The 22064-nt window shown below is 69.4% G+C and carries 21 protein-coding genes and 1 tRNA gene; 18 read left to right on the top strand and 4 right to left on the bottom strand.

Going from position 1 to position 22064, the window contains the following annotated elements; translation table 11 throughout:
• Window positions 1–5: 5 nt before the first annotated feature.
• The gene (locus LPC10_RS23185; RefSeq protein WP_231344594.1) at window positions 6–347 is read right to left on the bottom strand and encodes a helix-turn-helix transcriptional regulator; all 342 of its coding nucleotides are present in this window, start codon (window positions 345–347) and stop codon (window positions 6–8) included.
• Between the two features lie 720 nt (window positions 348–1067).
• On the opposite strand from LPC10_RS23185, the gene LPC10_RS23190 reads away from it, so the two are divergent.
• The 5 genes from LPC10_RS23190 to LPC10_RS23210 all read left to right on the top strand — a co-directional run bounded on the left by LPC10_RS23190 (window position 1068) and on the right by LPC10_RS23210 (window position 5421).
• Window positions 1068–1128 (top strand) — tRNA-Ser (locus tag LPC10_RS23190).
• Between the two features lie 412 nt (window positions 1129–1540).
• A complete protein-coding gene (locus LPC10_RS23195; protein ID WP_231344595.1) occupies window positions 1541–3145 on the top strand; it encodes a TROVE domain-containing protein in 1605 nt (534 codons plus the stop codon).
• A 123-nt stretch (window positions 3146–3268) separates the two neighbouring features.
• The gene (locus LPC10_RS23200) at window positions 3269–4654 is read left to right on the top strand and encodes an RtcB family protein (RefSeq protein ID WP_231344597.1); all 1386 of its coding nucleotides are present in this window, start codon (window positions 3269–3271) and stop codon (window positions 4652–4654) included.
• Between the two features lie 81 nt (window positions 4655–4735).
• Complete coding sequence (locus LPC10_RS23205) at window positions 4736–5002, top strand: plasmid stabilization protein (RefSeq protein WP_231344598.1); 267 nt, start codon at window positions 4736–4738, stop codon at window positions 5000–5002.
• Window positions 4999–5421 carry a type II toxin-antitoxin system VapC family toxin gene (locus LPC10_RS23210; protein WP_231344599.1) on the top strand — a complete coding sequence of 141 codons (423 nt, stop codon included), beginning with the start codon at window positions 4999–5001 and terminating at the stop codon, window positions 5419–5421. The genes LPC10_RS23205 and LPC10_RS23210 overlap by 4 nt, the downstream gene beginning before the upstream one ends.
• 14 nt (window positions 5422–5435) lie before the next feature.
• On the opposite strand, the gene LPC10_RS23215 is transcribed toward LPC10_RS23210, so the two are convergent.
• The gene (locus LPC10_RS23215) at window positions 5436–6734 is read right to left on the bottom strand and encodes a nicotinate phosphoribosyltransferase (RefSeq protein WP_231344601.1); all 1299 of its coding nucleotides are present in this window, start codon (window positions 6732–6734) and stop codon (window positions 5436–5438) included.
• A gap of 159 nt (window positions 6735–6893) precedes the next feature.
• Window positions 6894–7397, bottom strand: a complete 504-nt coding sequence (locus tag LPC10_RS23220; RefSeq protein ID WP_108942319.1) for a pyridoxamine 5'-phosphate oxidase family protein — start codon at window positions 7395–7397, stop codon at window positions 6894–6896.
• A 147-nt stretch (window positions 7398–7544) separates the two neighbouring features.
• On the opposite strand from LPC10_RS23220, the gene LPC10_RS23225 reads away from it, so the two are divergent.
• The 10 genes from LPC10_RS23225 to LPC10_RS23270 all read left to right on the top strand — a co-directional run bounded on the left by LPC10_RS23225 (window position 7545) and on the right by LPC10_RS23270 (window position 15778).
• Window positions 7545–7814, top strand: coding sequence for a hypothetical protein (locus tag LPC10_RS23225; protein ID WP_231344603.1), 270 nt, complete (start codon window positions 7545–7547; stop codon window positions 7812–7814).
• Window positions 7815–7906: 92 nt separating this feature from the next.
• Window positions 7907–9034: an Mrp/NBP35 family ATP-binding protein gene (locus tag LPC10_RS23230; RefSeq protein WP_231347131.1), complete on the top strand. Its 1128-nt coding sequence runs from the start codon at window positions 7907–7909 to the stop codon at window positions 9032–9034.
• The gene (mobA, locus tag LPC10_RS23235; RefSeq protein ID WP_370644608.1) at window positions 9031–9663 is read left to right on the top strand and encodes a molybdenum cofactor guanylyltransferase MobA; all 633 of its coding nucleotides are present in this window, start codon (window positions 9031–9033) and stop codon (window positions 9661–9663) included. Before LPC10_RS23230 ends, mobA begins: the two co-directional genes overlap by 4 nt.
• A 316-nt stretch (window positions 9664–9979) precedes the next feature.
• The gene (gene gyrA, locus LPC10_RS23240) at window positions 9980–12706 is read left to right on the top strand and encodes a DNA gyrase subunit A (protein ID WP_231344604.1); all 2727 of its coding nucleotides are present in this window, start codon (window positions 9980–9982) and stop codon (window positions 12704–12706) included.
• Between the two features lie 63 nt (window positions 12707–12769).
• Window positions 12770–13057, top strand: coding sequence for a GIY-YIG nuclease family protein (locus LPC10_RS23245; protein WP_231344605.1), 288 nt, complete (start codon window positions 12770–12772; stop codon window positions 13055–13057).
• Between the two features lie 209 nt (window positions 13058–13266).
• Window positions 13267–13770 (top strand): pantetheine-phosphate adenylyltransferase, encoded by a 504-nt coding sequence (coaD, locus tag LPC10_RS23250; protein WP_231344606.1) that lies wholly within the window; start codon window positions 13267–13269, stop codon window positions 13768–13770.
• A gap of 25 nt (window positions 13771–13795) precedes the next feature.
• A complete protein-coding gene (locus tag LPC10_RS23255; RefSeq protein ID WP_166061017.1) occupies window positions 13796–14335 on the top strand; it encodes a peptidylprolyl isomerase in 540 nt (179 codons plus the stop codon).
• Window positions 14336–14394: 59 nt separating this feature from the next.
• Window positions 14395–14838, top strand: coding sequence for a hypothetical protein (locus LPC10_RS23260; protein WP_370644744.1), 444 nt, complete (start codon window positions 14395–14397; stop codon window positions 14836–14838).
• 3 nt (window positions 14839–14841) lie between these two features.
• A complete protein-coding gene (locus LPC10_RS23265; protein WP_108942335.1) occupies window positions 14842–15303 on the top strand; it encodes a peptidylprolyl isomerase in 462 nt (153 codons plus the stop codon).
• 109 nt (window positions 15304–15412) lie between these two features.
• Window positions 15413–15778, top strand: coding sequence for a hypothetical protein (locus LPC10_RS23270; protein ID WP_231344607.1), 366 nt, complete (start codon window positions 15413–15415; stop codon window positions 15776–15778).
• A 56-nt stretch (window positions 15779–15834) separates the two neighbouring features.
• On the opposite strand, the gene LPC10_RS23275 is transcribed toward LPC10_RS23270, so the two are convergent.
• Window positions 15835–16239 carry a response regulator gene (locus LPC10_RS23275; RefSeq protein ID WP_012456783.1) on the bottom strand — a complete coding sequence of 135 codons (405 nt, stop codon included), beginning with the start codon at window positions 16237–16239 and terminating at the stop codon, window positions 15835–15837.
• A gap of 393 nt (window positions 16240–16632) precedes the next feature.
• Here LPC10_RS23275 and LPC10_RS23280 point away from each other — a divergent pair, with 393 nt between their 5' ends.
• From LPC10_RS23280 to LPC10_RS23290, 3 genes are read left to right on the top strand one after another with little or no spacing between them, the layout of a single operon-like run.
• Window positions 16633–17406, top strand: coding sequence for an ImuA family protein (locus LPC10_RS23280; protein ID WP_231344608.1), 774 nt, complete (start codon window positions 16633–16635; stop codon window positions 17404–17406).
• The gene (locus LPC10_RS23285) at window positions 17321–18823 is read left to right on the top strand and encodes a DNA polymerase Y family protein (RefSeq protein WP_231344609.1); all 1503 of its coding nucleotides are present in this window, start codon (window positions 17321–17323) and stop codon (window positions 18821–18823) included. The genes LPC10_RS23280 and LPC10_RS23285 overlap by 86 nt, the downstream gene beginning before the upstream one ends.
• Complete coding sequence (locus LPC10_RS23290) at window positions 18820–22029, top strand: error-prone DNA polymerase (RefSeq protein ID WP_231344610.1); 3210 nt, start codon at window positions 18820–18822, stop codon at window positions 22027–22029. Before LPC10_RS23285 ends, LPC10_RS23290 begins: the two co-directional genes overlap by 4 nt.
• Window positions 22030–22064: the final 35 nt, after the last annotated feature.

Raw genomic sequence — 22064 nt, forward strand, 5'->3', positions numbered from 1 at the left:
GGCGCTCACTCGGCGGCCCGCATGGATCTCGACGTCTTCGCGGCCTGAGGCTCTTGCTGCGGCTCTTGCGCGCCCGGCCTCCGTGACGCGTCGGCACGCGGCCGCATCACCACGCCGAAGCCTTCGCTCTCGTCGCCGATGAAGCGGATGCCCTCCCCTTCGAGCACCGAGCGGATTGCGGCGAGGGTCTTGGTCCGCGGGGCGACCTGATCGCTCTCGATCATGTTGAGCGTCACCGCCGAGATGCTGGCACGATGGGCCAGAACCCCTTGCGTCCATTTGAGAAGGCCGCGACCGGCACGGATCTGGGCGGGGGTGATGGCCGGAGGATTGGCGGGGGTCAGCATGGGGTGGAGATGGGCGAAACTGAAAGAATTTTCAAGTTTGCGATTGACGCATCCACGGTACAACCGTAAGCACAGGCCCATCGGCTCAGCCGGGCCAGAGAAACGAGCGTTACCCCTTACCCTTACGGGTTAGCTTCGCTCCTTCGCACCCACGCCCGGCTTACGACCCGAACATGATCACCGGCGCGGGCCGGTGGGCATCGGTTATCACCTATCACGTGAAGCCATCCGATCGCCCGTTCACACGTCCGCGTCTCCCATTGGCCCCGCCTCGACGGAGCAAGGCATGAAACACGACGATCTCTGCGTCGCCGCTTTCGCCCGTCCAGGGTCCGAGCGGCCAAGGTCGATCCGATCGTATCCGGTCGCGCGAGATACGCTCGGCCACGCGGGCCGATAGCGGACGGTTACCTTAGGGAGTCGAACGCCTGACGCCTTCGGGCGGACGGCTCAGTTGTCCGCAAGGACATTCCCGTCCGCACCCCCATGCCCGCGTGGCCGCCGCTCCGGCTCGGCCCCTCATCCCCTTCCCCATCCCGGCGGCCCCTGCGGGCCGAACGGGGACGGTTTTCGGTAGAGCGCCGCGGCTCGTGCCGCGGAAGTCGCGAATTCGACTTTCGCCGGGCGTCATGCCCGTAGCTCAGCAGACCCGTCCCCGACGTCCATGACCGCAGGGTCGTTCACGGCAGGATCGTAGGAAAACATTCAAAAAGCGCGGGCCGAAGAGGAATGGTTATCATTCTTAATGAGGTGGTCGCGGGTTCGAGTCCCGCCGGGTCGAGAGGCCCGTAGCTCAGTCGGGTAGAGCGCCCCTTTCCTCACCCCATGACCGCGCGGCCGGCAAGTCGGACACCCGTCCGACCGGCGGGCGCGAACGAACATGAGAACCGGCCGTGCGGGCCGATGGAGACCGGTGATCGTCGGCCGAAAGGCCGGGTTCGAATCCCACGGGCCGCGAGGTCCGATGCCCGGGTGGCGAACGGGCGACGCAGGCCGCGCGAGCTGACCGCCTGTCTCCCCTCCATGCCTGCACGGCTGCTGAACTGACAAAGAGATTCGGCCGCGCGGGTCGGATTGCGAAGGTGATCGGGTCCTGAGGTTCGAAGCCTGAGCGCTGCAAAGAGTTACGGCCGCGCGCCGCAACGAACCTCGGGGACAATCCCAAAAAAGCCTCGCGGAGAGAGGAGCGAGCGATGTTGAACTATGGAAAGCTGTTCTCGCTCCGGCGCACCCTGCAGTCGGAGCCCCTTCCCCGCACCGTGCCGAATTCGGCCGGCGGCCACGTCTTCGCGCTGAGCGACTGGGCGCGGCTCGACCGCTTCCTCGTTCTCGGCTCCGAGGGCGGCTCCTACTACGCGGGCGAGCGGACGCTCTCGCGGGAGAACGCGGTCGCGGTGATGCGCTGCATCGCCGAGGACGGGGCGCGCGCGGTCGCGACCATCGTCGCGATGAGCGAGGCGGGCCGGGCTCCGAAGCAGGATCCGGCGATCTTCGCGCTCGCCCTCGCGGCCTCCGCGGAGGCTGAGGCGACCCGCCGGCTGGCGCTCGCCGCCCTGCCCCGGGTCTGCCGCACCGGCACGCACCTGTTCCAATTTGCGGGCGCCGTCGAGGCGATGCGCGGTTGGGGCCGGGCGCTGCGGCGCGCGGTCGGCGACTGGTACCGGGCGCGTCCGGTGGAGGCCCTCGCCTATCAGGCGGTGAAGGTCCGCGCCCGTCAGGGCTGGTCGCACCGCGACCTCCTGCGGCTGGCTCATCCGGAGACGGACGAGCCGGCGCGGAAGGCGCTGTTCGACTGGATCTGCCGCGGCACGCTGAGCGAAGAGACGCCCGCCCTCGTCCACGCCTTCGCCTCTGTGCAGGCGGAGGGCGTCGACGGCGCTTACGCCGCGGCGCAGGTGCGCTCGCACAATCTGCCTTGGGAGGCCTTGCCGACCGGGCTGATGACGAGCCGCGCGGTGAACGAGGCCCTGATCGAGCGCATGCCGGTCGGCGCCCTCGTGCGCCAGCTCGGCCGGCTCACCGCGTCGGGGGCGCTCGCGCCCTTCACCGCGGCGACCGCACACGTGGTCTCCGTGCTGTCGGACCGGGAGCGCCTGCTCGAGGCGCGCCTGCACCCGATGGCGCTGCTGGTGGCGCTGCGGACCTACGCGTCGGGCCGCGGACAGCGCGGCCGGCTCTCCTGGGAGCCGGTAGCGGCGATCGTCGAGGCGCTGAACGCGGCGTTCTACACCGCCTTCGGAAACGTTGAGCCCACGGGCCGGCGTCTCGTGCTGGCGCTGGACGTCTCCGGCTCGATGAGCTGCGGCTCCGTCGCGAGCTCTTCGCTGACGCCCCGCGAGGCGGCCGCCGCGGCGGCGCTCGTCACCGCGGCGACCGAGGAGCACTGGCAGGTGCTCGGCTTCACCGCCGAGGCCGGCGAGTCCTGGAGCCGGGGTGGGGGGCTGACCGCGCTGCCGATCGGGCCGTCGATGCGGCTCGATCAGGCGGTGGCGGCAACCGCCGACCTGCCCTTCGGCGGGACGGACTGCTCGCTGCCGATGCGGTGGGCGCTGGAGCGGGGCGTCCGGGCCGACGCGTTCGTGGTCTACACGGACTCGGAGACCTGGGCCGGCCCGGTCCACCCGGTCGAGGCGCTGCGGGAATACCGGGAGAAGACCGGGATTCCGGCCAAGCTCGTGGTCGTGGGGCTCGTCTCCAACGGCTTCAGCATCGCCGGTCCGGAGGACGCGGGCATGCTCGACGTGGTCGGGTTCGACACGGCGGCGCCCGCGCTGATCGCGGATTTCATCCGTGCTTGACGCAGGCATCGTTCCGAAAGGTGGCCTCCGGCTTTCGGACAGAGACGATGCACGATCGAGAGGGGCGGACGGCGACACGCCGCCCGCCCCAATCCCGAAGAATCAAGAAGACGGAGCGGCAGCATGACCGCGATCAACGGACGCGACCTCATCGCCTGGGGCTTCCAGCCCGGCGAATGGTTCAAGCGGGCGGTTTCCCTTGCCAACGCTCTGCGCCTCGAGGGCTGCGACGACGCGGCGATCCGCGCGCACCTGACCACTCTCGACCCGGCCGCCCACGCGGTCCCGATGCGCACGAACAGCCTCGAATTCGGCGTCTTCCTCGACGCCGAGACGGAGGCCGAGCGGGCGAACGCGGCGGCCGTGATCGCGCATATGGACGCGCTCATGCGGGTGCCGACCATCGTCAAGGGCGCGGTGATGCCGGATGCCTGCCCCTCGGGGCTGGCGGAGGGCACGATCCCCGTGGGTGGCGCGGTGGCCTGCGCAGATGCGATCCATCCGGGCTTCCACTCGGCCGACATCTGCTGCTCGGTGGCGATCACCGTGTTCCGTCGCGCCGACGACCCGAAGCGCGTGCTCGACGCGATGCAGGCGGTCACGCATTTCGGTCCCGGTGGCCGCAAGGGCGCGGTCGCGCCGCCCGACGCGGTGATGGCGGGGGTTGCGGGCAACCGCTTCCTCGCCGAGTTCGCGAACTTGGCGGTCGGCCACTTCGCCAGCCAGGGCGACGGCAACCACTTCGCCTTTGTCGGGCACCTCGCCTCGACCGGGCAGGTGGCGCTCGTCACCCATCACGGCTCGCGCGGGCTTGGCGCCCAGCTCTACAAGAAGGGCATGGCGGTGGCGCGCCGCCACACGGCGATCGTCGCTCCGCGGGTTCCGGCGCACAATGCCTGGATCAAGGCGGAATCCGACGACGGCCGGGCCTATTGGGAGGCGCTGCAGATCGTGCGGGACTGGACCAAGGCGAGCCACTTCGCGCTCCACGACCTCGTGGCACGACGGACCGGCAATGCCGTCGCGGACCGGTTCTGGAACGAGCACAACTTCGTCTTCCGCCGCGACGACGGGCTCTACTATCACGGCAAGGGGGCGACCCCTTCCTGGGCAGGGTTCTCGGCCGACGATGACGGGCGCACGCTGATCCCGCTCAACATGGCCGAGCCGATCCTGATTACCCGTCACCGCGACCACGCGGCTTCGCGCGGCTTCGCCCCGCACGGGGCGGGCCGCAACATGAGCCGGACGGCCTTCCTACGGGAGCACGTGCCCGTCCTGCCCGAGGGCATCGACGTGCGCTTCTTCTGCGGGCGGCCCGACCTCTCGGAGTTGCCGGGCGCCTACAAGGATGCGGGCAGAGTCCGAGCTCAGATCGCCAAGTACGATCTCGCCGAGATCGTCGACACGGTGGAGCCCTACGGCTGCATCATGGCAGGCGACTGGGAGGCCGAGGCGCCGTGGCGGAAGAAGGCGGTGGCGAAGTGGGCGGCGAAGGCGGAAAAGTGAAGGTGGCGCCGGATGATCCGAGTTCGGCGCCACTTTCGCACGATCGTTGCAGGTTCCCGCAATCATTTCTACAAAAGTGGCATGGCTCCCTCGCGCCCATCGACCAGCCTCACCATCCGCGATCCCGGTGGGATGCTTCGGGAGCGGCTGCGCCTGCGGGCCGCGCGAAGTGGCCGATCCGTCGAGGCGGAGGCGCAGACCATTCTTCGGGACAGCCTGCACGCGCAGGATGGAACCGGCCTCGATCTCGCAGAGGCGATCCGCCGCCGCGTGTCGCATCTCGGCGGCGTCGAACTTGACGAACATCCCGCCGTGTCGCTTCGCGATCCACCGCGTCTCTCGGAATGATCGTTCTCGACACCAACGTTATCTCCGAATTGATACGGCCGACGCCCGACCCGCGCGTTCTCGAATGGCTTGCCGCTCAACCGCGATCGGCGCTGTACACGACGAGCATCAATCGAGCCGAACTCCTCTACGGGGCTTCCATCCTGCCAGCCGGTCGCCGTCGGGACGGCATTAGGGCGGCCGTCACAGCGATTTTCGACGATGAATTCGCCGAGCACGTTCTGCCATTCGATGATCGCGCTGCGGATCATTATGCCCGGATCGTCTCGCTACGGCGCGAGCTGGGGCGACCGATCGAAGGATTCGACGCACTTATCGCTGCGATTACGGCCGCGACCGGCTACCGTATCGCGACCCGCGACATGGGCGGATTTTCGGATTGCGGCATCGACGTAATCAATCCCTGGCAGGCGGCCTGAGAGAGCGGCCAGCCTCACACCACCACCGCCATCGCCGTCTGTTCGCCCACGCCGAACACCCGCTTGTAGCGCTCCACCTCCGCTGGCGGCCCCTGCGCCTTGCTCGGGTTGTCCGAGATCTTCACCGTCGGGCGTCCCTCGGCCTCGGTCACCTTGCAGACGACCGAGATCGGGTCGAGGCGGCCCTCCGGCACGAGACCGCGAAAATCGTTGGTGAGCCGCGTGCCCCAGCCGTAGCCGATGCGCATGCGGCCGTGAAAATGGGCGTGGATGGCTTCGATATCGTCGATGTCGAGCCCGTCGGAGAAGATCGCGAGCTTTTCGCGCGGGTCGCAGCCCCTCGATTGCCAGAAGGCGAGCGCCTCCTCGCCGCCCTCGATCGGCTCCTTCGAATCGATCCGGATGCCGGTCCAGGCGGTGAGCCAGTCGGGCGCGTTGGCGAGAAACCCGGTGGTGCCGTAGGTGTCGGGCAAAGCCACCAGCAGGTTGCCGGCGTAGTCCTGCTGCCAGTCGGCGAGCACCGCGTAGGGCGCCTGCGCGAGCGCCGCATCGTCGTCGCCGCTGAGCGCAGCGTAGACCATCGGCAGTTCGTGAGCATTGGTGCCCACGGCCTCGACCTCGCGGCGCATGGCGATCAGGCAGTTCGAGGTGCCCAGAAAAGCCCGCTCGCCCAACCCCTCGTTCATCGCCTGAACGCACCAATCCTGCCACAGGAAGCCGTGGCGGCGCCGCGTGCCGAAATCGGCGATGGAGAGATCGGGGAGGCGCTTCAGGCGCTCGATCTTTTCCCAGACGCGGGTCATGGCCCGGGCGTAGAGCACCTGAAGCTCGAATTTGCCCATGCCGCGCAGGACCGCGCGGGAGCGCAGCTCGTTGAGGATGGCGAGTGCGGGCACTTCCCATAGCGTGGTCTCAACCCAGGGACCGTGGAAGGTGAGCGCCACCTGCCCCTCGAGGACCTCCAACTCGTATTCGGGCAGGCGGAATTCCTCGAACCACGCCATGAAGTCGGAGGAGAGGATCTGGCGCTTGCCGTAGAAGGTGTTGCCGCGGAGCCAAGTGGATTCACCCCGGCTCAGGCCCACCGTGCGGGCGTGGTCGAGTTGCTCCCGCAATTCGCCGAGGTCGATTTCGTCGGCCACCCGCACGCTCTTCGTGCGGTTCTGGATCGCGAAGGTGACGTCCACGTCGCGGTGACGGCGGAAGATCATCTGCGCCATCAGGAGCTTGTAGAAATCCGTATCGAGCAGCGAGCGCACGATCGGGTCGATGCGGAAATTGTGGTCGTAGACCCGCTTCGCGAGGTCGATCATGGGCCGTCCGTGTTCGGGGAGCGTCGGCCGAGCTTGGGACGGATCGCCCGGGCGATCAACGCCGACGAGCGCAGGGCCTCATGACAAAAAAGGCGTCCCTGCCGCAGGCAGGGACGCCGAACATCCGCGGAGGGGCGTGAGGCCCACTCCCCAAAAGGATCAGGCGAGGTTGACCTTCTTGGTCTCGGTCTTCGGGCTCTCGCCGGTGAGCGAGGCCTTCACGTAGCCGTAGAGGTGGACCATCGTCGAGGACGGGCTGTCCCAGTACTCGCCCTGCTCAGGGTGGATGCGGATCAGGCCGACCTCGGGGTCGTTCTTGCCGTTGGGGAACCAGGTCTTGAGGCTCTCCTGCCACTTCTCGTCGATGAGCTTCTGGTCACGGATCACCTCGGCCTTGCCAGCGATCGAGACGTAGGTCTGGCTCGACGGGTCCGAGTAGGCGAGGTTGACCTGATTGTCGCGGCCGATCTCGGCGGTCTTCGGGCTGTGAAGCTTGGTGAAGAACCAGATGTCGCCGTTCTCGTCGATCTCGTTGTTCCACATCGGACGGCTGTTGAGCGTCCCGTTCTGGTCGGCCGTGGTCAGCATCGCGACCTTGACGTCCTTGGTCAGCTCGAAGAGCTTCTTCGCGCCCTCGTGGTCGCGATGGTTGCCCTGGTGCATGGAATGCGTACTCCGTCTGTCGTCAATGGCGCGAGCCGGGCAAAGCGGGCGACCCTGGTCGAGAGTTCGCCGCCCGGCGATTGCCTCGACAACGAGCGAAGCCGATCTTGGTTCAGGGGTTCCGCCGAAGCTTTGCCGGAGAGTGGGATGAGGGGTGCGCTGCTTGCGATGCTGCTGGTCACCGTGGCGGTGCCGGCCTCCGCGGAGGTGCGGTTCGGCCCCGGCGTGCGCATCGGCGGACACGATTTCTCGAACCGGCGCTACGGCAGCGTCCATATCGAGCGGGTGAAGCGGCTGCGCGGTCCCGTCGGCTGTCGGCATGTGCGCCGCGGCTTCTACCGGCGCGGCGACGGCTCAGTCGTGCGCGGGCCGATGGAACAGTGCAACCTGATCGCGGTTCCGCCGGGACAGCGCTGAGACGGGGCGCCCGGGCTGGTGTTTCCCGCAGGCGCGGTTAGATGGACGGAAGCGGGCTCGATCCCGTCCCGGCGCCCGATGGAGTTCGAGTTTTGGCGATCACCCGCGACGACGTGCTGAAGGCGCTCTCGACCGTCTCAGTGGACGGCGGCAGCACCACCCTGCCCGGCTCCGGCCGGCTCTCGCAGGTGGTGATCGATCCGGGCAACCGGGTGATGTTCTCGATCCGGATCGATCCGAGCGAGGCTGAGCGCTTTGAGCCCGTGCGCCGCGAGGCGGAAGGGCGCGTGCTGGCCCTGCCCGGCGTGTCGAGCGTGCTGGCGAGCCTCACCGCCGAGCGCGGGTCGAACGCACCGGCTCAGGGCGCTGCACCGCGCCCGCCCGGACCCGGCGCGCCGCCGCCGCCGCGTCAGGGCAATGCGCTGCCGGGCGTGCGCCACATCGTGGCGGTCGCCTCCGGCAAGGGTGGCGTCGGCAAATCCACCACCGCCTGCAACCTCGCGCTCGCCCTCAGCGCGCAGGGGCTCAAGGTCGGCCTGCTGGATGCCGACATCTACGGCCCCTCGGTGCCGAAGCTCCTGGGGCTCTCCGGCAAGCCGCGGGTGATCGAGGGCAAGACCCTGGAGCCGCTTCAGGCCTACGGGCTGAAGGCGATGTCGATCGGCCTGCTGATCGAGCCGGAATCGGCGATGATCTGGCGCGGGCCGATGGTGCAGTCGGCCATCACCCAGATGCTGCGCGACGTGGCCTGGGGCGAACTCGACGTGCTTGTGGTCGACATGCCGCCGGGCACGGGCGACGCCCAGCTCACCATGGCCCAGGCGACGCCGCTCTCGGGCGCCGTCATCGTCTCGACGCCGCAGGATCTGGCGCTGATCGATGCCCGCCGCGGCGTGACCATGTTCCGCAAGGTCTCGGTGCCGATCCTCGGCGTGATCGAGAACATGGCGACCTTCATCTGCCCGAATTGCGGACATGCCTCCGCGATCTTTGGCCATGGCGGCGCCCGCCACGAGGCCGAGCGGCTGGAGGTGCCGTTCCTCGGCGAGATTCCGCTCACCATGGCGATCCGCGAGACCTCGGATGCCGGCCGCCCGGTGGTGGCGACCGATCCGGACGGGCCGCAGGCCAAGGTCTACCGCGAGATCGCGCAAAAGCTCTGGGGCAACCTCACCGGCGCGCCCGCCGGCCGGGCGGCGCCCAAGATCGTCATCGAGTGAGTCTCCCGCCGGTCTCCGGGTCGCGTGTTTTGGGCCTGATCCTGGCCGGCGGCCTGTCGCGGCGGATGGGCGGGGGCGACAAGCCCCTGCGCCGTCTCGCCGGGCGCACCCTGCTGGAGCGCGTCGCCGAGCGCCTCGAGCCGCAATGCGCGGGCGGCCTCGCGCTCAGCGCCAACGGCGATCCGGCCCGCTTCCGCGACGTGTTCTCCGGCGCCGTCCTGCCCGATACGATCCCGGAACATCCGGGGCCTCTGGCCGGCATCCTAGCCGGGATGGAGGCCGCCGCAGCCCTGCCCGGCGTCACCCATGTCGCCAGTGTGCCCGGCGACGCGCCGTTCCTGCCGCACGACTTCATCGCCCGGCTCGTCGCCGCGGCGGCCGAGGGCAAGCCGATTGCGCTGGCGGCGTCGGGTGAGCGGCGCCACTTCACCTCCGCCCTCTGGCCGGTCGATCTGCGCCACGACCTGCGTGACTGGCTCGGGCGCGGCGAGCGGCGGGTCGGAGGCTTCATCGAGCGGCACGGGGCGGCCGTTGCGTCCTGGCCGGTGGAGCCGGTCGATCCCTTCCTCAACCTCAACGCGCCGGAGGATCTGGCGGCCGCCGAGGCGATGCTGGCGCGTGGGGGATAAGGGCGCGGCAAAGCGCGGTCCGCCGGGCCTCGGATGTTGTGCCGAAGCCTCGTAATTCATATTTAAGTAACTGAAACGACGGCCTTTGGCTGCTGGCGGAGTGTCCCGTCCGACGTCCTCCTCCTGAGGTGCCGCGAAGCGGCCTCGAAGGATCCTCCAGGTCCCGCGCGATGGCTGGATGATCCCTCGAGGCCCGCTGACGCGGGCACCTCTGGATGAGGGAGTGGATCGGAGGAGTCGCCCCGTGCTGGCCTTTCCGTCCCACCCGGTGGCGTTTGGCAGCGGGTGAACCGAACAGAAGAACGAGAGAACGACGTTGGCAGACGACAACGACGCCCCCGGCGCCGGCACGCCCCCGCCCGCAACCGACATCAAGCCCGTCTCCATCACCGACGAGATGCGCCGCTCCTATCTCGATTACGCCATGAGCGTGATCGTGAGTCGGGCCCTGCCCGATGCCCGCGACGGCCTCAAGCCCGTGCATCGGCGCATCCTCTACTCGGCCTTCGAGTCGGGGCACCTGCCGGAGCGCAAATACGTCAAGTCGGCGCGCATCGTCGGCGACGTGATCGGTAAGTACCATCCGCACGGCGACCAATCGATCTACGACGCCTTGGTCCGCATGGCGCAGGACTTCTCGATGCGCCTGATGCTCATCGACGGGCAGGGCAATTTCGGCTCGGTCGACGGCGATCCCGCCGCGGCCATGCGCTACACCGAATCGAGGCTCGCCAAGCCCGCCGTCGCGCTGCTGACCGATATCGACAAGAACACCGTCGATTTCCGGCCCAACTACGACGAGGCCCACGAGGAGCCGACGGTCCTCCCCGCCCGCTTCCCGAACCTGCTGGTCAACGGCGCGGGCGGCATCGCGGTGGGCATGGCCACCAACATTCCGCCCCACAATCTCGGCGAACTGGTCGATGCCTGCGTCGCGCTGATCGACGATCCGAGCCTCACCATCGAGGCGCTCAACGAGATCGTGCCGGGCCCCGACTTCCCCACGGGGGGCATGATCCTGGGCCGGGCCGGCACCCGGCAGGCCTACACCACCGGTCGCGGCTCGATCATCATGCGCGCCCGCTCGCATGTGGAGGAACTGCGGAAAGAGCGCGAGGCGCTGATCTTCACCGAGATCCCGTATCAGGTGAACAAGGCGACGCTGATCGAGAAGATCGCCGAGCTGGTGAAGGACAAGCGCATCGAGGGCATCTCGGACCTGCGCGATGAATCCGACCGCGACGGCATGCGCATCGTCGTCGAGATCAAGCGCGACGCCATGGCCGACGTCGTGCTGAACCAGCTCTACCGCTACACTCCGCTCCAGACCTCGTTCGGCGCCAACATGGTGGCGCTCAACGGCGGCCGCCCGGAGCTGATGAACCTGAAGGACCTGCTCCAGGCCTTCAACGATTTCCGCGAGGAGGTCGTCTCCCGGCGCACAAAGTTCCTGCTCAACAAGGCGCGCGAGCGCGCCCACGTGTTGTGTGGTCTCGCCATCGCGGTCGCCAACATCGACGAGGTGATCCGCCTGATCCGCACCTCGCCGGACCCGAACACCGCCCGCGAACTCTTGATGGCCCGCGACTGGCCAGCCCACGACATCGCCCCGCTGATCGCACTGGTGGACGACCCGCGCCACCGGGTCGCCGATGACGGCACCTACCGCCTGTCGGAGACGCAGGCGCGCGCCATCCTCGATCTTCGCCTGCAGCGCCTCACCGCGCTGGGCCGCGACGAGATCGGCGACGAGCTGAAGAAGCTCGCCGACGAGATCGCCGACTATCTCGACATCCTGCGCTCGCGCGCCCGCATCCAGGCCATCGTCAAGCAGGAACTCGCCGAGGTGCGCGAACTCTTCGCCACCCCACGCAAGACCGAGATCATCGATTCCGACTTCAGCGTCGAGGACGAGGATCTGATCGCCCGCGAGGACATGGTCGTGACCGTGTCCCATGCCGGCTACGTCAAGCGCGTGCCGCTCTCGACCTACCGGGCGCAGAAGCGCGGCGGCAAGGGCCGCTCCGGCATGAGCACCCGTGACGAGGATTTCGTCACGCGGCTGTTCGTGGCCAACACCCACACGCCGGTGCTGTTCTTCTCCGACCAGGGCCAGGCCTACAAGGAGAAGGTCTGGCGCCTGCCGGTGGCCGCACCGAACGCGCGGGGCAAGGCGCTCGTCAACATCCTGCACCTGCAGAACGAGGGCGAGCGCATCACCACCATCATGCCGCTGCCCGAGGACGAGGCGTCCTGGGAGACGCTCGACGTGATGTTCGCGACGGCCTCCGGCAATGTTCGCCGCAACAAGCTGTCGGACTTCGTCCAGGTGAATCGCAACGGCAAGATCGCGATGAAGCTCGATCCGGGCGATCACATCGTCCATGTCGAGATCTGCCGCGCCGACCAGAACGTGCTGCTCACGACCGCGCTCGGCCAGTGCATCCGCTTCCCCGTCGAGGACGTGCGCGTCTTCAAGGGCCGCGACTCGACCGGCGTGCGCGGGATCGCGCTGGCCAAGGACGACCGCGTCATCTCGATGGCGATCCTCAATGCCTTCGACGCCTCGCCCGAGGAACGCGCCGGCTACCTGAAGATGCGCCGCGCCGTGATCGGCGATGCCGGCGACGAGGGGGATGCGGCGGAGGCCGAGGAGAGCACGGCGGAAGCCGCGATCTCGCAGGAGCGCTACAGCGCGATGGGCGCTGCCGAGCAGTACGTGCTGACGCTGTCCGAGCGCGGCTTCGGCAAGCGCTCCTCCTCCTACGAGTACCGCACCTCCGGCCGCGGCGGCAAAGGCATCACGGCGATGCGGGTCAATGCCCGCAACGGCCACCTCGTCGCCTCCTTCCCCGTCGAGGCCTCCGACCAGATCATGCTCGTCACCAATGCCGGCCAGCTCATCCGCGTGCCGGTGGACGACATCCGAATCGTCGGCCGGGCCTCGCAGGGTGTGACGGTGTTCAACACCGACAAGGCCGAGCGCGTCGTCTCGGTGGAGCATATCGAGGGCGAGGAGGAGAACGGCGAGGACGAGGCCTGAGGCCTCCACGCGTCATTCCCGGGGCGCCGCAGGCGAACCCGGGAATGACGGAGGGAGGGTAGTGTGATCTGTGCCGTCTACCTTCTCGCACATAAGCGGGACGGCACGCTCTATCTCGGCGTCACGCGGAACCTGAGCCGACGCATCTGGGAGCACAGGGCGAAGGCGGCACCGGGATTCTCAGCTCGCTACGGCGTCGACCGCCTCGTCTGGTACGAAGTTTACGATCGGATCGACGAGGCTATTGCCCGTGAGAAAGCGCTCAAGAAGTGGCGTCGCGCCTGGAAGGTCGCGCTGATCGAGGCGATGAACCCGGAGTGGGAGGACCTTTACGGCCGTCTGAATGCCTGAGCGCACAACGCATCACCGTTCTCTCAACGCCCGTCATTCCGGGGCGCCGCAGGCGAACCCGGAATCCACGACTGGCCGCCATGGTTCGACTGGGGCCGGGCGCCGCGCATCACGGGTGGATTCCGGGTTCCGCTACGCGGCCCCGGAATGACGGGGTTCGGAAACCCATCGGGTTTCGTTCGCTTCCAAAATGCTCTAGGCCCGTTCCCGTGACGACCCGCACCGCCCTCTATGCCGGTTCCTTCGATCCGGTCACCAACGGCCATCTCGACGTGGTGCGGCAGGCCTGCCGCCTCGTGCCGCGGCTGGTGCTCGCCATCGGCGTGCATCCGGGCAAGGCGCCGCTGTTCACGGCCGAGGAGCGCGCCGCCCTGCTGCGCGAGACCTGCGGGCCGCTGGCCGCCGCCGAGGGCGCGAGCCTGGAAGTCGTCACCTTCGACGACCTCGCCGTCTCGGCCGCCCGACGCTGCGAGGCCCGCCTGTTCATCCGCGGCCTGCGCGACGGCACCGATCTCGACTACGAGATGCAGCTCGCGGGCATGAACGGCGCCATGGCCCCCGAGGTCCAGACTGTGTTCCTGCCCGCCTCCACCGGTGTGCGGCCGATCACCGCGACCCTGGTGCGCCAGATCGCGGCCATGGGCGGAGACGTCTCGCCCTTCGTGCCGCCGGTCGTGGCCGCGCAACTCGCCGCCCGCTTCGCGAAATCCTGATCCTCTCCACGGAGCCTTTGCCCGCATGAATCGCCGCCACGCCGTCCTCGGCCTCGCCCTCTCCGCCATGCTCCTCGCCGCCCCGGCGCGGGCGGGCGAGAACACCGTCACCCTCGAGACCAAGGACGGTCGGGTCACGATCGAGCTGCGTCCGGAGATCGCGCCGAAGCACGTCAAGCAGCTCAAGACCCTGATCGGACAAGGCTTCTACAACGGCCTGAAGTTCCATCGCGTCATCGACGGGTTCATGGTCCAGACCGGCGACCCCAAGGGCAACGGCACCGGCGGTTCCAGCCTGCCCAATATCCCGGCCGAGTTCTCCTCGGCTCCGTTCAAGCGCGGCACTGTCGGCATGGCCCGCTCGGGTGATCCGAACTCGGCCAATTCGCAGTTCTTCATCTGCATCGGCGACGCCGAGTTCCTGAACAACAACTACACCGTCGTCGGCGTTGTCACCTCCGGGATGGACGTGGTCGACAAGATCAAGAAGGGCTCCAAGGCCAATAACGGCTCGGTGCAGGACCCCGACAAGATCGTGAAGATGACGCTTGGAGGCGGCCAATAGCGGCCGCACGCATCGGGCGTCGCCGGGCCGGCGCTCCCGCCGGCCTCCTCGCGGCCGCCCTGGCCCTGCTCGCACCGGGCAGCGCGGATGCGTTCGAGGGCATTGAGCCCTGGCGCACCCTGCCCCAGACCTTGCGGGGCACGCAGCACGTACCGCTGCCCGCGGCAGGGCCGGGGGCGGCCCCGGCCGACACCCTGCGAGCGCTCTATCCGGCGCTCGCTGCCTGCTGGCGGGTGCCGGAAGGCCTGAGCCGGTTCGAGCGGGCGGAGATCACGGCGCGTCTCTCGCTGCGCCGGGACGGTTCGGTGATCGGCACGCCGCAGATCACCTTCGCCAAGGCGCCGGGCGACACGCGGACCCGGGACATCCTGATACGGGCGACGCTCGACGCGATCGCCCGCTGCACGCCGGTCCGGCTCACCCCGGCTCTCGGCGGAGCCATCGCGGGGCGCCCTCTGGCGCTGCGCTTCATCTACGACGGACCCAAAGGACAGGGAATTTAAGCCATGGCAGAGACCAACGAGACCATCGTCCTGGAGACCACCAAGGGCCGCGTCGTCATCGCGCTGCGCCCCGACCTCGCCCCCAACCACGTCGAGCGGATCAAGACCCTGGCGTCTCAGGGCTTCTACGACGGCGTGCCGTTCCACCGCGTCATCGACGGCTTCATGGCCCAGACCGGCGATCCGACCGGCACCGGCTCCGGCGGCTCCGAGCTGCCCGACCTGAACGCCGAGTTCAACGCCGAGCCGCATGTGCGCGGCACCTGCTCGATGGCGCGCACGAACTTCCCGCACTCGGCGAACTCGCAGTTCTTCATCTGCTTTTCCGACGCCCGCTTCCTCGACCGCCAGTACACGGTGTGGGGCAAGGTGATCGAGGGCATGGAAGTCGTCGACACGATCAAGCGCGGCGAGCCCGTGAACGACCCCGACCGGATCGTGAAGGCGACCGTCGCCGCGGCCTGAGCGCGAGACGGGGCCGGGAGCGTCTCACGTCCGCGGGCGGGAGGCATCCCGGTCGGTGTCGAGCGGATGTCGAGAGAAGCCTTCGATGTCGGAAGAGAACGATCCGCTCTTGGCCTTCGGCCGGATGGTCGTCGCATCCCGGGATCGCGTCTTCGACGCGGCGTCCGGGATCGCTGCGACGGACGGAGGTGATTCCATCGCGAACATCGTCGCCGCGGCGATCGCGAGGGGAACATTCGACCGGGACGATGCGGTCGATGTGGCGAAGCACTACATCGATCGGTTCATCGTCGAACTGATGTACGAGGTGCAGGACGCCGGCTTGAACCATGGCTGCGACCTCGCGCTCGTGGCAGGGTCGAGGTCCTACGTCCTGACCGACCTGTCGGACGGGCTTGCCGGCGAGTTCATGACCGAGGATGGATGGTTTCGGCGCCTGTCGCTGCACCGGCCGAGCAGGTTCGACCCAGACTAGCCCTGTACGGTTCACACAAGCGCCGCGGCAGCCCTGCGTGGTCTATCCTCGTGGCGTCAGCCCTCCGGCGGCTCCCTGAGGCCGGCGGCCTCCTCCAGCCATGTCAGGATCTCCGGCGCCCGCCAGGGCTTCGGCATGAAGGTCGCGGTGACGCGCAGGTCGCTCGGCTGGTCGCCCGCATCGCCCGAGGTCAGCAGCAGGCGGATGCGGGGCCAGGTCACGCCGATGATCCGCGCCAGCTCGAAGCCGCCGATGGTGCCCGGTGTGCGCACGTCGGAGAACACCACGTCGATCCCGTCGCCCCGCTGGCGCAGGATGTCGAGGGCGCGCTCGGCCGTCTCGGCCTCGATCACCTCGAAACCCTTCTCCTCCAGCAGTTCGGCCGCGAGGTAGCGCTCGTCGGGCTCGTCCTCGACGACGAGGATGACGGGCCGGCGGTCTGTGGGTCGTGCGTCACTCATGACCAGTCACTCATGACCCTGGCTTATCTTGAGAGCTCGCGGGAGAAACGCAGATTGCGCGTCCCACGCGACATCCTCCGGCAAAGTTCCCGGCAGACATTACGATAGAACGGCCGGGGCGAACGTCTGTCATTCATCGGCAACAGCAGACAGTTTTGTTGCATCCGCTGCGGTGACGCATGCTGATTTGAGGTGGGGTAAGCCGTCGCACCCGCGTTGCGTGCAGGGCTTCAGGGCGAAAACCTCGCTGGCCTAGCGGTCAAGTCGATGGCCGGAATAAAATCCGCATTTTCAACAGGGATGGCAACGAACGAGCTGTTGACGGGTTACGGCTCAGGTGTGTTCACTGTTTGTTCTGAGAAGTGCCGTAGACAACCCTCGAACCCGTAACCCATGCCCCCTCCCCGCTCCCCCGCCACGCCGACCCTGGCCGAGCTTCGCCGGCTGACGGATTCTGTCGGGCTTGGCACGGGGCACGGCGCCGAGCCCGAAATCGTCCCCACCCTGCCCTTCGGTGTCGCGGGGCTCGACGCGGCCCTGCCTGGCGGCGGGCTGGCGCTCGGCGCGCTCCACCAGATCCACGAGGGCGGGCCGCGCGGGCGCTACGCCGCCACCGCCGTGCTGTTCGCCGGCGGCATCCTGGCCCGGCTCGATGGGCCGGTGCTGTGGTGTCTGCACAGCCGCGACCTGTTCGCTCCGGCGCTGGCTCGCGTCGGCCTCCATCCCGACCGGGTCGTCTATTGCGAGACGTGGCGCGATGCCGAGGTGCTGCCGGCCATGGAAGAAGGCCTGCGCCACCGCGGGCTCGCCGGCGTCGTCGGCGAACTCACCCGCATGGCGCTCACGCCCTCCCGCCGGCTCCAACTCGCAGCGGAGGGATCGGGCGTCACCGCGCTCGTCGTGCATCGCCTCTGCGCGGGCGAGGCGGCCGAGCCGGAGCCTTCCGCCGCGCGAAGCCGCTGGCGGGTGGCGCCCGCCCCGTCGGACGAAATCGGGCGTCGAATGGGCCGCCCGCGCTGGCGGCTCGAATTGCAGCGCAGCCGCGGCGGGGCGCCGGGAGCTTGGATCGTGGAGGCCTGCGATGCGCAGGGTCGTCTCGCTGTACCTGCCAGCCTGGCCGACCGACCGGCTGCGCCGGAGCGGGTCCCACGCCGCGCCGCCCGATGAGCCGCTCGTCACCGTGGCACAGGACGGCGCCCGGCGCGTGCTGGCCGGCCTGGACGCCGCCGCCCGCCGCCTCGGCCTGTCGCCCGGCATGAGCGCCGCCCAGGCTCAGGCGATGATACCGGGCCTGCACCTCGTTCCGGCCGCGCCCGAGGCGGATGCGGCGGCGCTGGCACGGCTCGGCCTGTGGTGCCAGCGCTACGCGCCGATCGTCGCCCTCGATCCGCCCAACGGTCTCCTGATCGACGTCACCGGCGCCGCGCATCTGTTCGGGGGTGAGGCGCCCCTCCTCGCCGATCTCTCCGCACGCTTGGAGCGGACGGGTATCACGTCGCGGCTCGCGCTCGCCGACACGCCGGGTTGTGCTTGGGGGCTGGCCCGCTTCGGCGCGGGCGGGATCGTGCCGCCGGGCGCCGCGGAACCTGTCCTGGCCTCTCTGCCGGTGACGGCGCTGCGGCTCGGCGCCGAGGCGGTACGGGCGCTGCAGGACGTCGGTATCACCCGTGTCGATCATCTGATCGGCAAGCCGCGGGCTGCCCTGCGGCTGCGCTTCGGCGCCGAGATCCTGTTCCGCCTCGACCGGGCGCTCGGGCACGAGCCGGAGCCGCTGACGGCGCTCGCCGCCCCCGAGACGCCCTGCGCGGCCCTCCGCTTCGCCGAGCCGGTCGGCGCGCGCGAGAGCCTGGAACGGGTGGTCGCCGATCTCTGCGCCCGGCTCGTGCCGGAGCTGGAGCGGCGTGGCCTCGGCGCGCGCCGGCTCGACCTCGTCTTCGCCCGTGTCGACCGCCTCGATCAGGCGGTCCGGATCGGTACGGCGCGGCCGAGCCGCGATGCAGCTCACCTTGCCCGGCTGCTGACGGAACGTCTTCCACTCGTCGATCCCGGCTTCGGCATCGAGGAGGCGTGGCTCGGCGCCTCCCGCGTCGAGCCCCTGGCCGAGAGCCAAGCGAGCCATCTCGCCGCCGGTCCGCAGGCACCGGACCTCGCCGCCCTCGTCGATACCCTGCTGGTGCGCCTCGGTGCTGCCCGCGTCTACCGGCTGGCGCCCGTGGAGAGCGACCTGCCCGAGCGGGCGGTGCGCCGCGTGCCCGCGCTGGCCGCTCCCCTCGGTGCGGTCTGGCCCGCCGACCTGCCCCGCCCGGCCCGCCTCCTGGCGCCGCCCGAGCCGGTCACGGCGATGGCCGAGATCCCCGACGCGCCGCCGCTCTTCTTCGTCTGGCGCAACACCCGCCACCTTATCGCCCGCGCCGACGGGCCGGAGCGCATCCTCGGCGAGTGGTGGGTCGCGGAGGCCGAGGCCGACCTCACCCGCGATTACTACCGGGTCGAGACCGAGGCCGGCGAGCGCTTCTGGCTGTTTCGCGACGGGCCGATGGAGGCGCAGGGGCGCTGGTGGCTGCACGGGCTCGGCGAGGCGTGAGCACGCCGGAGCTTCAGGTCACGACGCACTTCTCCTTCCTGCGCGGCGCGTCGAGCCCGGAGGAGCTGTTTTCCGCAGCCAGCCTGCTCGGCATTCCGGCGCTCGGCGTGACCGATCACGGCTCGCTTGCCGGAATGGTGCGGGCGCATCAGGCCGCGAAGGCGACGGGCGTGCGCCTCGTCGTCGGCTGCCGGCTCGACCTCGACGGTGGGGCCTCGCCGCTCCTCGTCTATCCGACCGACCGGGCCGCCTATGGCCGGCTCTGCCGCCTGCTCAGCCTGGGCAAGGCGCGGGGCGGCAAGGGCCGCCGTCGCCTGACCTGGCGCGATCTCGAAGCGTGGCAGGAGGGGCTTTTTGCCATTCTGCTCCCCGACGCGACCGGGCCGTCGCTCGCCGAGAATCTCATCCGCCTCAAACAGGAATTCGGCGCCCGCGCTTCCCTCGCGCTGACCCGCCGCTTCCGCCCCGACGACGCGGAACGGCTCGAGGCCCTGGCCGCCGCGGCGCGGGCCGCGCGGGTGCCGACCGTCGCCACCGGCGACATCCTCTACCACGTTGCGGGACGGCGCCGCCTGCAGGACGTGGTGACCTGCATCCGGCTCGGGCTCACCATCGACCGGGCGGGGTTTGCCAAGGAGCGCCACGCCGACCGCTTCCTCAAACCCCCGGAAGAGACCGCCCGCCTGTTCGCGCGCTTCCCCGAAGCGCTGGCGCGAACGGCTGAGATCGCCGCCGCCTGCACCTTCTCGCTCGACGACCTCGCCTACACCTACCCGACGGAGGCCCGTGAGGACGGTCTCTCGCCGCAGGAGCGCCTGGAGGCGCTCACCTGGGCCGGCGCCGGGACGCGCTATCCGGCCGGCGTGCCGGAGGCGGTGACGCGCCAGTTGCGCCACGAACTCGAGCTGATCGGGCGGCTGGCCTACGCGCCTTACTTCCTCACGGTCGAATCGATCGTCCGTTTCGCGACCGACCAGGGCATTCTCTGTCAGGGACGCGGCTCGGCGGCCAATTCCGCGGTCTGCTTCTGCCTGCGCATCACCTCGATCGACCCGACGCAGCAGAACCTCTTGTTCGAGCGCTTCGTCTCCGAGGCGCGCCGCGAGCCGCCCGACATCGACGTCGATTTCGAGCACGAGCGCCGGGAGGAAGTGATCCAGTGGATCTTTCAGACCTACGGGCGCCACCGCTCGGCGCTCACCGCGATCGTCAGCCGCTTCCGCTCGCGAGGCGCCTTGCGCGAGGTCGGCAAGGTGATGGGCCTGCCCGAGGACGTCACCGGCGCCCTCAACCGCATGACCTGGTCCTGGAGCAGCGAGGGCGTCGGCGAGCGCGAATTGCGCGAACTCAACCTCAATCCCGACGACCGGCGTCTGCGCCTGACGCTGGAGATCGCCCGCGAGCTGATCGGCACGCCGCGCCACCTCTCGCAGCATCCCGGCGGCTTCGTCCTGACCCTCGACCGGCTCGACGAACTGGTGCCGGTGGAGCCGGCGGCGATGGCCGACCGTCAGGTCATTGAGTGGGACAAGGACGACATCGACGCCCTGAAGTTCATGAAGGTCGACGTGCTCGGGCTCGGCATGCTCGGCTGCCTGCGCCGCGCCTTCGATCTTTTGGCGCAGGTCAAGAACGACCCGCACGATCTCGCCTCGATCCCGCGCGACGATCCGGCCACCTTCGCGATGATCCAGCGCGCCGATACGCTCGGCGTGTTCCAGATCGAGAGCCGCGCGCAGATGGCGATGCTGCCGCGGATGGCCCCGAAAGAGTTCTACGACCTCGTGATCGAGGTGGCGATCGTGCGTCCCGGCCCGATCCAGGGCGACATGGTCCACCCCTATCTGCGCCGTCGCCAGCGCCTCGAAGAGGTGACCTACCCGACACCCGAACTGAAGGCTGTTCTGGAAAAAACGCTGGGCGTGCCGCTGTTCCAAGAGCAGGCAATGCAGGTCGCGATGGTCGGCGCCGGCTTCTCGGCGACCGAGGCCGACGAGCTGCGCCGATCGATGGCGACCTTCAAGTTCACCGGCGGCGTCCACCGCTTCCAGACTCGCCTCGTCGAGGGCATGGTCGCCAACGGCTACGCGCGGGATTTCGCCGAGCGCACCTTCAAGCAGCTCGAAGGCTTCGGGTCCTACGGCTTTCCCGAGAGCCACGCCGCCTCCTTCGCCCTGCTCGCCTACGCCTCCTCCTGGATGAAGTGTCACCATCCGGATGTGTTCTGCGCCGCGCTGCTGAACGCGCAGCCGATGGGTTTCTACGCTCCCGCACAGATCGTCCGCGACGCCCGCGCCCACGGCGTCGCGATCCGCCCGCTCGACGTGAATTCTTCCGACTGGGACTGCACCCTGGAATCGCTCGGCGATGGCCGAAAACTGTTCGCGGTGCGCCTGGGGTTGCGCCTCGCCGGCGGCCTCCCCGAGGGGGATGGACGGCGTCTCGCCAGGGCGCGGGCTGAGCGCCCCTTCGCCTCCCTGCCCGAACTGGCCGACCGGACCGGCCTCCCGGCGGCCTCCCTCACCTGCCTCGTGCGGGCCGACGCGTTCCGCTCGCTCGGCCTCAACCGGCGCGAGGCCGCCTGGGCAATCCGGGCTCTGGGACCCGCCCCCCTGCCCCTCTTCGCCGCCCTCTCCGGGACGACGGGGGCCGAACCGGCGCAGGCGCCCGAACCCGCCGTGTCGCTGCCCGCGATGAGCGCGGGCGGCGAGGTGGTGGCCGATTACTGCGCCAAGGGCCTCAGCCTGCGCGCGCATCCCCTCGTCTTCCTGCGCGAGACGCTGGCCGGTCTCGGCGCAAGGCCCTGCGCGGCGCTGGAGCGGACGCGCAACGGGGCGACGATCATCGTGGCCGGAATCGTGCTGATGCGCCAGCGGCCTGGCTCGGCCAAGGGCACGATGTTCATGACCCTGGAGGACGAGACCGGCATCGCCAACCTGATCGTGCGCCCCGAGCTGTTCGACCGGCAGCGCCGGGTCGTGCTCGGCGCCCGGCTGATGGCTTGTCGCGGACGGGTGCAGCGGATCGGCGACGTCGTCCACCTCGTCGCCGCGGAACTCTACGACCGCTCCGGCCTGCTGCGGCGGATCGGCGAGGACGAAGCGGCCATCGCCCTGCGCACCGGCCGCGGCGACGAGACCGGCCAGGAGGTCCGGCCCGACCCGCGGGCGTCGGCGCTGCCGGTGCGGGCACGGAATTTCCGCTAGCGCATCGTCCCGAAAGGTGGCGGCCGGCTTTCGGG

Source organism: Methylorubrum sp. B1-46 (assembly GCF_021117295.1).
Taxonomy (GTDB): Bacteria; Pseudomonadota; Alphaproteobacteria; order Rhizobiales; family Beijerinckiaceae; genus Methylobacterium.